This window comes from Bacillus sp. JJ783, assembly GCF_036963225.1.
Lineage (GTDB): Bacteria > Bacillota > Bacilli > Bacillales > Bacillaceae_G > Bacillus_A > Bacillus_A cereus_U.
Genome location: NZ_JBALMG010000001.1, coordinates 59,060 through 71,284, shown reverse-complemented (window position 1 = coordinate 71,284; position 12,225 = coordinate 59,060). Strand labels below are relative to the sequence as shown.

The following is a 12,225-nucleotide window of genomic DNA, read 5'->3' as shown; positions in this document are numbered from 1 at the left end:
GTATAGAACTATTTAGTATCGTTTCGATTGTATTATTAAATGAATTATTCCAATGGATCCATTCATTTGAATTAATAAAACTTGGGAATATTGTATTGCAAGTAATATGTGCTTATATTGTGTTTGTTGTACTAGAAAAAATGATTGGACAGCAGACGGTTTTTCAGGATAAAAGAAAATGGGATTGATCCAAAAAAAGAGCTGTTTGGCTCTTTTTTTAATCTGTTTTAAAAATAATTGAAAATCGTGTTATCTGTTATATAATAGTTGAAAATTGTATTTTTAACGAAATGAGATGATAACATGGCCATATTGTTGGCACTTATCCCAATTATGATGATTTTCATTTGTTTATTTTTATTTAAACAAACGTCATTAAGATCCTCATTAATTTCTTATGCCGTTTCTGTTGGAATTGTTTTACTCTCGCCAACATTTCGGTTAGGGGTAAGTGAAACTGTACATGCAACGATTAAAGGTTGGTTAATTTGTTTTATTGTTGGATACGTTTTGTTTTTCGGTATTTTTTTATTTCACCTCATGAACAAAATGGGATACATCGATCAAGTAGCACGATTTCTAGAACAAGTCACGCGCGATCGATTATTGCAAATGCTTCTTATGTGTTTTGGTATTTGTCCACTTATTGAATCAGTGAGTGGGTTCGGAATTGGTTTTATGGTCGCAGCACCTATTTTTCTTTCTCTCGGTTATAAACCGTTTCAAGCTGTGCTACTTTCGTTTATCGGTTTACTTGCAAGTTCATGGGGCGCGATGGCAACGGGTACGATTATCGGTTCTCAGCTTATTAACATGCCACTCACGACTCTTGGCACAAATACAGCATTATTAAGCATTCCAATTTTTGCGTACTTCATCATCCTTTCCTTATACGTTGTCGGTGGATTTCAGGCGGTTATAGAAAAGTGGAAGGAAGGGATAGGATTCTTTCTATTATTTTCTCTCGGAATCTATCTTTCTAACGCATACGTAAGTGTTGAACTAGCAGGGATATTAAGTTCTATCGTTACCATTACATTTGGTTTTTTAATTATTAAATTAAAAGGAAAAGATGAGCAAAACCTTTTAACAGAACATGCGGCGGCTACGGAGAGAGAAGTATCCATTATAAAAATTATTAGCCCTTATATTTTTTTAACGGTTTGTATTTTACTTTCTCGCCTCGTTCCAGCATTACATGATCTGCTCAGGTCATATGCAGTTCTCGATTTAAAATCATATTCTTACAAACTAGAGCTACTATATTCGCCAGGGTTTTGGCTCGCCATGACTTGTTTATTTACAATCATTTTCTTCCGCATTCCATCTAATATTATTAAACAATCACTCTCGCAAACGATAAAACAATGGATTCCATTCGCAATTACAACGACAATGTTTATTGCGATTTCAGAGCTAATGGGGGCATCTGGTATGCATTCATTACTCGCAAAGACAGCTGGTGAAACATTTGGTACCTTTTTCGTTTTCGTTGCTCCATTCATTGGCGGAATTGGCGGCTTTTTAACAGGTAGTAATGCAGGATCAAATGCGATGTTTATAAAACTACAAATGCAAACAGCGCAAAACGTAGCACTCCCGTGGCAATACGTCACAACACTTCAAAACACCGCATCATCAGTAGCGACAATCGCTTGCCCATCACGGATTACACTTGGTGCTTATTTATGTAATATTCCGTATCGTGAAAACGAACTACTAAAGAAGACGACGTTAATGATTTTTGGTGCGGTGTTGCTTGTAATAGTGGAAGTTTTCTTTTGGTATATATTGAGAAATTAAAAATCCTCCTAACATAGGAGGATTTTCTTTATGACTGGATAATGTTTTAAATATGAAAAGCTTCTACTAAATGAATAGGAGATGAAAGGTATGCCCTTAAAAAACTACGGTGTATTAAAAGGTACAGTTATACAATCTAAGATTGGAAAAGGCAAAACACCTCATTATCAAGTTCATTTACAAGGTGAAGCAGGAGTAGATTATCGCATTGCAATTAACGTGAAATCGCAAAGTTATCCGTCAGAAGTTTTATATTTTGCGAGCGACGATATTCGATCAGAGGCGATTCATATTTTACCGACATTACCGTTTGGTTTTACAGAAATAAAAAATAATGAACCGAAAGTAGCTTTAGATTATGTAAGAGGTAATTTATTTGATTCCAAGCAAATGATTCCTTTACCTGCTGAAAAAGCAGGAGTTGATAATGATTTAAATGAAAAGATAGAGCGTTATATAAAGCGAGCAATAGAAGAAAAGGCGATTATTTATGCGTTTGGTGAAAGATGGGGACCAGAAGAAAAAATACCTGATTCGTATTTCGACTTTACACCTGGAAACGGTATACACGATATTCATATGAATCAAGGAAATGTAGAGAAATGGCAAGGTGATGACGGTATATGGCAAGATGGTGGTTTGCTCATTCATTTTGAGAAGAAGGAAGAGTGGGTTGGTATTTTCCTTGCCTTTCAGTCGCAATCATGGTGTACGGATGAAGAAGGGAATGCTCGTGTTCCGGTTGAGCATTGTGATTATAAGAGAAATAACTGATGAGAAGAGCTAGTTCAAAATGGACTAGCTCTTCTCATTGTATACAAGATATATAGTGATGAAATTATGTTTGTAATATTAAAAATGGTGATAGGGTTATTGATTTTTATTCGTATTAGAAAGTAGGTACCCAATTAGCAGGACAAGGAGGTCTACCTTTGAAGATAACGGAAGAAAATGTTGTGCAACAAATTAAAAAGCGTAATGAGAAAAGCGTTACGTTTATTATTCAAACATACGGCGGTTTACTAAGCGTGATTATTAAAAGATATGTACAGAGTAATCAGCAAGATTATGAAGAATGCTTAGATGATGTATTATTAGCCATTTGGTTTCATATCGATTCATTTGATTTAAGTAAAAATACGTTTAAACAATGGATAGCAGCCATTGCTAAATATCGGGCAATTGATTATCAGCGGAAAAATGCGAGAAATCAGCAACAAACTGTCTGTACAGAGATTAATGATCGTCTGTATCAAGAACAAAGAAAACAAAATGACTTCTTAGACGTACAGGAATTGCTTAGTGAGTTGTCAGCAACAGAGCGTAACATTTTTGAAAAGTATTATTTAGAAGGTGTACCGTCTCGTGAAATTGCATCCCACCTTAATGTGAAAGAGTCATGGATTCATAACAAACTGTCACGCGGACGAAAAAAGCTCAAACAGATTTTCATTTTTAAAAATGGAGTGTGAGGGCATGTCTATTTATAAAGAGTTAAATGATATTCAGTTGGACATCACAGAGTTTGAGGAGACTCCCTTAACCAAAATAGAGGAAAAGCAGTGGGAAAAACGTGTGAAAAATAAGCTACGCAAAAATAAAAAAACAAAAAAATGGTTCGGAGTCGCAGCAGCTTGCATGTTAATTGTCAGTATTACAGTGCCACTTGGACAAACATCTTTAGCAAATATGCCATTTATTGCGGGATTGATTGAAAAATATATTGATAAACAGCAACCACTTGACTATTCTCCCTATAAAACGGCTATTGGGAAAACTGCTGAAAATAAATACGGTAAACTGACGTTAAATGAGGTATTAGTGGATGACAATAAATTATTCATCAGTTCAACATTTGAGCCAGCGAAGGGTGTGAAATTTGATTATCAAACATATTTAATTCCACAGGTACGAATAAATGGGCGTGACTTTTCTAATACAAAGGATGCACAATCAATTGCAGTAAATGATTCTATGTTTACAATTTACGGTGGTATCGAGTTAAGTGAAATGCCACAAACTGATGAACTTCAAATCGAAATTACTTATGATACATTCAACAGGGATACTGTAATTGAGCAACCATGGATATTTGCTATTGAAGTATCACAAGCTCAGTTGATGAAAGAGAAGCGGACGTTTGATTTAAATGAAACAATTGCTTTATACGATGGCAATAAAGTAACTGTTAACAAAGTAGTTTCTACGCCGATTTCCACAACGATTTATTATGATGTGACACAAAGTACAAATGAAGATATTTATTTTAAAATCGAATCAGAATCTGGGGAAGCACATACATTTAAAGAGGTGGTTATATCGAATGAAGATGGCGGTATTTCTTTTAGTAAATTTGATGGAATAAATGTAGCGGTGGGAAAATATTCACTTGTACCGTATTCGGGGAAAGAAAACAAAAAAATTGGACCACCTATTCTGATTCAATAACTTATTAAAGCTGATAAATAATTATTTAAGGAGAGAAGAGGACGTTCACAACGAACGTCCTCCTCTCATTTTATAAAACACAAAACTCACAAGTGTAGAAATACAAGAGAAAAGAAGCGCCACACTAGAAAAAGCGATGAGATACATATTATACTTCATCATTTTTCCGATGAGTTGGTTACTGTCGTACTGAAAAAGTCCTGCAATTATATTGAATAAAAATAACATGATAAACATGACGATGACGCCGTCTATTGATCCTTTAATGTCTGGTTTACTTAAAGCAATATGTGCGGAAATACAAATAGCGATAAATAAAAATAACCAAAAAGAAGGGGTCAATAAATTGCTCATTGTAAACAAGCTTTTTAATAAAAAGAATGTTGATAAAAACATGTTTTGGATCATGTCTAAGTTAATAGAAGTCGATGCAATTGTTGTTTCAAGAGTCGTATTAAATAAAGAATATGACTCTGGTACGAAATAGCGCATTAAAAGTATTAAGGCAGTAATACCAGAAATAATAGGACCGATGCCGATAAAGAAATTCCCGATTCGTTGATATATGCTTTTTTGATTGTATTGATGTTGTACGTAACCTAAAGCTCCCTGACTTGTATCTGTCGGGAAGAACTGCGTTGCTACAATTTTATGACGAAATAATAGACACATAATTGCATGTCCAAGTTCATGAATAGGGACACCGATCCATGCAGTCAAAAGAAAGCCTTTCCTTCCGAAAGCTCTCGACCAATACGTTCGTGTGAGAGATTCTAAATAACCTAATATAAATCCAATTACAATGATGACACCAATTAAAGAAAATAATTGGATCACGCTTGTAAGGAGTGTTTGAAAAATCGAGTTTACAAATTCCACTGTCTTCATCCAATCTGTTAAAAATGTTAGTTGCTCTGTTTCATAATAACATTATTTTTCTATATTACTAGCACGCATAGTTTCGTTTAAAAGAAGGATTTCATATTCTTTTTCTTGTAGTCATGTTTTATGTACAAAGTCATATATTGAATTTGTAACACCCTATAAGGTATATGCTTAAGGAGGGATGAGGGAATGCAATGTACGGCGTGTCAAACAGAAAATGCAGCGGAAGCAAAGTTTTGCGGGAATTGTGGACATTCGTTATCGGAAGAAGTAGTAGTAAGTGGTGTGCAGGAAGAAGGGCAACTATCGAGCGCGGCACAAGTAAAGGAAACTCGCCCAAATGAAACGGTAGAGCAGGCGAAACAATTTGCAAGTGGCTATTTTCAGTTCTTTAAAAATGCTTTTAAATCACCATCGGCCATTATGGAAAGTGGAAATATTGAAGTGCGAAATGGAATTGTAAGTCTTGTGCTTATTTGCTTTTTAGGAGCATGTATTTTTTATAGAATGATGAGCACAGCGGCGACTGTTACGAGGACATTAGTGCCAGATGTATCTACTCCTACTTTCTTTGGAGAATCTGTAATGGTCTTTTTCTTTTTATTAATTTTAACTTTATTTGTCGGATTTATTATTTTTGTAAGTGGTAAGATGATGAAATCATCTTTTTCTTTTCTTGAAGCATTCGGCATATGGGGGACGATAGCGACGCCAGCTATTGCTATACTAGTTCTTTCTTTTCTTTTTAGTTTCTTATTAATCTTTTTCTTACCAATATTACTATGGATAGCTACGACATATATAGGGATTAGTATAATTGTAGCTATATTAAAACTAGATAACGGTGGATTAGATCCTGTGTACACACTTCTTATCGCAAATGTTTTAATTGGAATTGCAACGTTTATTGTGTTTTGGTCTTACATTAACACGATAATTCAAACCTTTACACAGGGATTAACTGGCTTCTAACGAAAAGGTGGTTGAACGGATGAATGTATGCACAAAGTGTGGGATTCATTTTGAAGACGGTGTGCAATTTTGTCAAAACTGCGGGACGAAGAGGGGGAATCCTGTAGTAAAGAAGCAAAAAATGAGCAAAGGGACAATAATTGGAATTACACTTTTAACATTTTTTATTATAGTATTGGGCGGATTATATGCGTATGGATCTTCATATTACTCACAATCATCGCAAGTAGAGAGAATTATTACTGTTTTACAAGAGAGGGACGGAGAGAAGTTAGCTGAGATTGTCACGACAGATGATCCAGCCGTTATTGTAACGAGAGAGAGTTTAACGCCTCTATTTTCATATATAAAAGAAAATCCATCTTACGTGAATGAATTGAAAGAATATTTGAGGCAAGGTGAAAAACAAGGGGATGGAATAGAAAGAGCAGATTTTTCTTTAACGAAAGACGGGAAGTATTTCGTTTTATTTGATCGGTATAAATTGAAAGCGAAGACGTATTATACGACTCTGCTTACAAATGAAAAAGGTACATCTTTAAAATTGAACGGAAAAGAAATTGATAAAACAAATGATAAAAAGTTTGACAAGCAATATGGACCGTTTCTTCCAGGAACTCAAGTATTTCAAGCAGAATATAAAAATGACTATGTAAAACTATTACGTGAGGAAAAGGTTGTACTTATGAAACAAAGTCAAAATAATGTAACGATAGATTTAACACTGCAAGGGCAATATATTACAGTTCAAACGAATGCGCCTGGTGCGACATTATACGTGAATCAAAAGCCAGTTACAGCGTTGACCGGAGAAGAAATTAGGTGGGGACCGATAGCGACTGATGGAAGTGCGGCGATTTATTTAGAACGAAATGGAGAAAACGGAAGGGAAACGACAAAGGTAGAAACGGTAACGGCACTGTCGGCTTATAATCTTCCATTTCAAAAGAAAAGTGTAGAAAAAACAGTTGTTTACAATGTTACTCCGCCGCCTACTACTCATTATGTATATAATGGTTTCATCTTCCCTGATAGTGATATTCGAAAATTAACGAGTGCGGATTTAACATATTTATCGAAAGAACAGTTGAAAATTGCTAGAAATGAAATATACGCAAGACATGGACATATTTTTCAAACGAAAGATATGCAAGCGTACTTTTCAAAACAGTCTTGGTACAGAGGAAATCCGTATTTTACAGGAGTGTTAACTACTATTGAATCTTATAATGTTGAACTTATTAAATCCAGAGAATAGAATACGTGAAAAGGTACAGTGCATAACTGTACCCTTTTATGATTATTTAGCTGGACCAGGATCCCTTGAGAAAAAGATGTGAAAGAGGAATGTGACTTTACTTGCTCCTCCTGATGTACTAGCTTGCACATCAGATAAAGAACTGGACGTTAAAACAGCTTCAGAATGAGGGGGTACGACTATTTTGAGTGCATCATCTGATTCTGATGATGCAGTAACTGTTATTGTATCATCAGATAAGTTCAAAATTTTAACAGTACCGATTGGTAAGATGGATTTGCCAGCGTGTGATGCTGAAGCGAAGCGAGAGCCTTTCCAAATAGTTTGTGCGAAAGTGTCATCGTTAGATAACCAAGCACGAGCGCTGTATAATGTTACGTTAATGGAAAATTCTTGGTCAAGTGGCAAGGCGGCTTTCGGTTCTTTCGGTTCCTCAGGAAGCTGGGCGAGAAGGCCGGCGCACATGTATGTTTCACCTACTTTCAATAGTAACTGTTATAGCATATTAAACATCTTGTTTATAAGACACGACGGATACCTAGTAACACATAGTCTTGTGCACCAAATTTGTAGATTAAATTCTCTTTCTTTACAATGGAAGTAGGTGTTATTTTTATAAAATATGGAAATCGTAAAGAGTATGTAAAAAAGAAGGAGTGGTAAAGTGAACTATGTCATTATTGGCGGAGATGCCGCTGGTATGAGTGCAGCAATGCAAATTGTTAGAAACGATGAAACTGCAAATGTTGTAACGTTAGAAAAAGGTGAAATCTATTCATACGCTCAGTGCGGATTACCGTATGTGATTAGTGGTGTTATCGCCTCTACTGAAAAGTTAATTGCACGCGATGTAAAAACGTTTAGTGATAAATATGGAATTGATGCGAAAGTGCGTCATGAAGTAACGAAAGTAGATACAGAAAAGAAAATTGTATATGCAGTACATACGAAGACGAAAGATGTATTTGAATTTTCATATGACCGTTTATTAATTGCGACTGGTGTACGCCCTGTTATGCCGGATTGGGAAGGTAAAGATTTACAAGGTGTTCATCTTTTAAAAACAATTCCGGATGCTGAGCGTATAGTAGACACATTACAAACAAATAGCGTTGAGCACGTAACGATTATTGGCGGTGGTGCGATTGGTCTAGAGATGGCAGAAACATTCGTCGAACTTGGTAAGAAAGTAAGAATGATTGAGCGAAACGATCACATTGGCACAATTTATGATGCCGATATGGCGGAATACATACATAAAGAAGCAGATAAACATAGTATTGAAATTTTAACAAATGAAAATGTAAAAGCTTTTAAAGGAAAAGAAAGAGTCGAACAAATTGAAACAGATAAAGGTACGTATAAAACAGATCTTGTTTTAGTATCTGTCGGTGTACAGTCAAATACTGATTTTCTTGAAGGGACAAATATACGTAAAAATCCTAAAGGTGCAATTGAAGTAAATGCTTATATGCAAACGAATGTACAAGACGTATATGCAGCAGGGGATTGTGCAACGCATTACCATGTAATAAAGGAAATGCATGACCATATCCCGCTCGGAACGACCGCAAATAAACAAGGGCGACTTGCTGGACTCAATATGGTTGATAAACGAAGAGCGTTTAAAGGTACGTTAGGTACAGGCATTATTAAATTTATGAATCTGACGCTTGCAAGAACAGGCTTAAATGAAAAAGAAGCGAAAGGGCTAAATATCCCGTATAAGACGGTCAAAGTAGACTCAACAAATATGGCGGGCTATTACCCGAGTGCTTCGCCACTTCACTTGAAATTACTATATCACGCCGATACGAAACAATTATTAGGCGGTCAAGTAATGGGAGAAGAGGGCGTAGATAAACGTATTGATGTTATCGCAATGGCACTTTTCAATAAAATGAGCATTCACGATTTAGAAGATGTTGATTTAAGTTACGCACCACCATATAACAGCGTTTGGGATCCAATTCAACAAGCAGCAAGGCGAGCGGAATAGCACTTTTTTAGTGCTATTTTTTTGTTAAAGGGGAAGAAATAAAGTTTCACTTTATTTCGAATATACCGTTCACCCTTGAAAACATAGTACGTATCGCTTATATTGTCATATAGTATTTATTTTTTAATAAAGTAATGAACGAACCAGGGGGCACAGTATGGCAATTAACATGAATACAATCGAAGAATGGATTGCTGAATCAAATGCAAGAAACGAAGAAGACTTAGGAAACGTCGTTGAAGAGATGAAAGAAGTCTGTGTCGGACTTGATAACGCGACATTAATTTATACGAAAAACGTATTTTGTTTCGGTAAGAAAGTAGAAGTATTGTTCTTCTTCCAAGATCACGTCGTTATCGGAGAAGAGAAGGAAGAGTATATTGAGATTGGAAAATTAAAGTATGATGATATTACAAATAGTAACTTAAAAACAAATGATAAAAATACAACGTTAGAATTAAAGTTTGCTAACGGACAATCTATCAGTTTAGATAGTCTGAATGATAACTACGGTACGAAAAATTGGTTATTTGCAAGACAAATTAAGAGTATCTTTAAATTAATCTAGTGAAAAAGCAGGCCTTGAAAGGTCTGCTTTTTATTTATTTCCTATTACGCAAAGGCACCCTCTTTCTTCGTAACATTTCACGCTTGTAAATCCCGTCTTATAAAAAAGGTTTACTAATTCTTCTGTCGTCTTAAATTTATCCATATGATATTGAACTTTGAAAGTTTCAGCCACTAATAAAAAGGATCCATTCGGTTTTAAGACGCGAAATACTTCTTTTATATCGTGTTCAACATCAGGCCAAAAGTAATGAGTTTGAAAGGCAGTAATGAGATCGAAGAAGTTTGTAGTGTATGGAATCGAGGAAACGTTTGCCTGATGAATGATTACTTTTTCTGTTTCTACATCCTTCGTATTGGTTTTCTTTGAGTTTTCAACAGCCTGTTCTGAATAGTCAATGCCGTATATTTTTCCGTGGGGAGTTACTCTTGAAAGGCTATGTATTGTTTTCCCACTTCCGCAACCGATATCTAAAATAACTGCATCTTCACGTATATGTATTTTTTGTAAAGCCCAATTTGTTAGTCTCGTATGCGCAGCATTCATAATGCAAAGCATAGAGGAACCAATTGTCCCACGAGGATTTTTCGCTTGCTCGATTAATTGTTGTAAAATGCCCAATTTAAACGCTCCTTTTATGTAAGAATATATACTCATTTCGCTTTTAATAATTTAACACCTCTAAAAAAAGCACGCCGTCTACCGGCGTGCTTCTAATTATGCAAAGACCCTTTTAGCCAATTCCGAGCCCGATACGCCCCAACCGGAATTTGAATGAGTGAAGTTTCATTTCCGGCATCAATCCCGTACAATTGATCGCATGAATTTGTATCAAAACTTAGTAACGGATGCCCACCCATCCCCATAGCGGTCGCAGCTAAAACGAGTCTATGAACGAGCATGCCAGCTTCCATTTGATGAATGCGGTATCCTCTATAACCTAATTTACTTTTATAGTAATCTTTATTTCCGATTACATGTAGACAAAGTGGTACTTGAAAAAGATTGACGTTATCCATCGTCATACTAGATTGAAGCGGATAACGAAGGTCTCCATGCCGTATTGGCTGTATGGAATGTGTCCTACTGTTATAAGCGTAAGCGCCGTTTTCTATGTCTTTTACGTTATAAAAACATCCATACAGTGAGACTCGTGCGTTTTTATTTAAATGTTTGCCATCAAGGTCGTTGTAATAAGGGAAGGAGAGGCTCGCTTCTTGTAGTAAAGTAGCGAGCTCGGCTGCATCCCATTTCGTTAAAATGAAGTCAGAATCAGGTGAATATCGTTTTTTACAAAGTTGTAAAAAATCATAGGATAAACGTTCCACTTTAGGTAGCTGCACAGCGTGTGCACTATATTGTTGTCGGTCTTTTTGAGTTAACGTTTGAAAGTATTCGGTGGATTCGATCATAGATGCCGCGTTTATTCTTTTTATCATCGGATAGTCATCTACATGTTTTGAACGAATGAAATGCTCATGTGCTAATGGCGGGAGTTGCTGCAGTAAGTTATGAGAAGTAACTGTTTTATTTTCACGATGATCGTTGTGAAACCAATCTGTATTCGGTTCTGTACTTAAAGGAATAACAGCATACACACTTTCTTCACCTTCAGACAGTCCAAGTAAATGATTCATTGCCCGGTCTAGAAACTGAAAATATAAACCATTTGTATAACCGAATTGTTTTGCACATTCAAGTAATTGACCGATGAGCACACCGCTATCTAATCCTTGCAGACGATACGAAAAGTTATTGTATTTAAAGAAGTTTTTCCAAAACATAGTGGATACGAATGCAGCACCAAAACAAGAATGTATGTTGCAACGATTGCCGAGTGCTTCTGTAAGATAAGAATCGAAATTTCCTTCGTGAAGTAAGATAAGACGGTGATGTGCGGCGTCGTAATGGTAAATGCCATCTGGATAATGATCAATTTTTAAATACATATATAATTCATTTGGATATAAAGCGCCTCCAGAAGGGATGAATCTTCGAAATAGAGTCGTTGTTTTATTATTTTCTAGGTTAGTAGTAGGCTGACAGAATTGTGTTAAACCAAATGAGTACCAAAGATAATGACCGATTTCCTCTAAGTTAGGTTTAGTAGAAGAACTCCGCAAAGTTAATGGGATTTCTAAAGAGAGAGGGATGACTGGTAAATTTCGATATAATTTATAAGGAAGTGGTGCGTCTTCCCAATCAATCTCTTTATCAGACGACATAATTTCATTAATAGAAAAATGGAGATGATGTAAAAAAGTATCCAGTTGCATCAAATTTCCCCCTCGC

General features: G+C 35.8%; 13 protein-coding genes. 9 read left to right on the top strand and 4 right to left on the bottom strand.

Annotation, left to right across the window (positions count from 1 at the left end; genetic code table 11):
* The 5 genes from V7038_RS00365 to V7038_RS00345 form a co-directional block, all read left to right on the top strand.
* The coding region (locus tag V7038_RS00365) for a DUF4029 domain-containing protein (RefSeq protein ID WP_335468703.1) at positions 1-188 on the top strand (188 nt) is incomplete at its 5' end.
* A gap of 115 nt (positions 189-303) precedes the next feature.
* The gene (locus V7038_RS00360; protein WP_335468701.1) at positions 304-1,803 is read left to right on the top strand and encodes an L-lactate permease; all 1,500 of its coding nucleotides are present in this window, start codon (positions 304-306) and stop codon (positions 1,801-1,803) included.
* Positions 1,804-1,893: 90 nt separating this feature from the next.
* Entirely contained in the window at positions 1,894-2,577 is a 684-nt protein-coding gene (locus V7038_RS00355) for a YukJ family protein (protein WP_335468699.1), read from the top strand.
* 158 nt (positions 2,578-2,735) lie between these two features.
* A complete protein-coding gene (locus V7038_RS00350) occupies positions 2,736-3,275 on the top strand; it encodes a sigma-70 family RNA polymerase sigma factor (protein WP_070146330.1) in 540 nt (179 codons plus the stop codon).
* A gap of 4 nt (positions 3,276-3,279) precedes the next feature.
* Positions 3,280-4,251 carry a DUF4179 domain-containing protein gene (locus tag V7038_RS00345; RefSeq protein ID WP_070146331.1) on the top strand — a complete coding sequence of 324 codons (972 nt, stop codon included), beginning with the start codon at positions 3,280-3,282 and terminating at the stop codon, positions 4,249-4,251.
* Positions 4,252-4,296: 45 nt separating this feature from the next.
* Here V7038_RS00345 and V7038_RS00340 read toward each other — a convergent pair whose 3' ends face one another.
* Positions 4,297-5,130: a hypothetical protein gene (locus V7038_RS00340; RefSeq protein WP_335468697.1), complete on the bottom strand. Its 834-nt coding sequence runs from the start codon at positions 5,128-5,130 to the stop codon at positions 4,297-4,299.
* A 195-nt stretch (positions 5,131-5,325) separates the two neighbouring features.
* Between V7038_RS00340 and V7038_RS00335 the strand changes: the two genes are divergently transcribed.
* Both V7038_RS00335 and V7038_RS00330 read left to right on the top strand, forming a co-directional pair.
* Positions 5,326-6,108: a zinc ribbon domain-containing protein gene (locus tag V7038_RS00335; RefSeq protein WP_002202736.1), complete on the top strand. Its 783-nt coding sequence runs from the start codon at positions 5,326-5,328 to the stop codon at positions 6,106-6,108.
* 19 nt (positions 6,109-6,127) lie between these two features.
* Entirely contained in the window at positions 6,128-7,366 is a 1,239-nt protein-coding gene (locus V7038_RS00330; protein WP_335468693.1) for a TcaA 3rd/4th domain-containing protein, read from the top strand.
* Between the two features lie 42 nt (positions 7,367-7,408).
* On the opposite strand, the gene V7038_RS00325 is transcribed toward V7038_RS00330, so the two are convergent.
* A complete protein-coding gene (locus V7038_RS00325) occupies positions 7,409-7,831 on the bottom strand; it encodes a hypothetical protein (protein WP_070138952.1) in 423 nt (140 codons plus the stop codon).
* A 199-nt stretch (positions 7,832-8,030) separates the two neighbouring features.
* Between V7038_RS00325 and V7038_RS00320 the strand changes: the two genes are divergently transcribed.
* On the top strand, positions 8,031-9,365 hold the full coding sequence (locus V7038_RS00320) for an FAD-dependent oxidoreductase (RefSeq protein ID WP_335468691.1): 1,335 nt from the start codon (positions 8,031-8,033) through the stop codon (positions 9,363-9,365).
* A gap of 157 nt (positions 9,366-9,522) precedes the next feature.
* Entirely contained in the window at positions 9,523-9,933 is a 411-nt protein-coding gene (locus tag V7038_RS00315) for a DUF3908 family protein (protein ID WP_002158830.1), read from the top strand.
* A gap of 30 nt (positions 9,934-9,963) precedes the next feature.
* On the opposite strand, the gene V7038_RS00310 is transcribed toward V7038_RS00315, so the two are convergent.
* Together V7038_RS00310 and V7038_RS00305 are read right to left on the bottom strand one after the other, a co-directional pair.
* The gene (locus tag V7038_RS00310; RefSeq protein WP_070138953.1) at positions 9,964-10,554 is read right to left on the bottom strand and encodes a class I SAM-dependent methyltransferase; all 591 of its coding nucleotides are present in this window, start codon (positions 10,552-10,554) and stop codon (positions 9,964-9,966) included.
* 92 nt (positions 10,555-10,646) lie between these two features.
* Entirely contained in the window at positions 10,647-12,209 is a 1,563-nt protein-coding gene (locus tag V7038_RS00305) for a SagB family peptide dehydrogenase (RefSeq protein ID WP_335468687.1), read from the bottom strand.
* Positions 12,210-12,225: the final 16 nt, after the last annotated feature.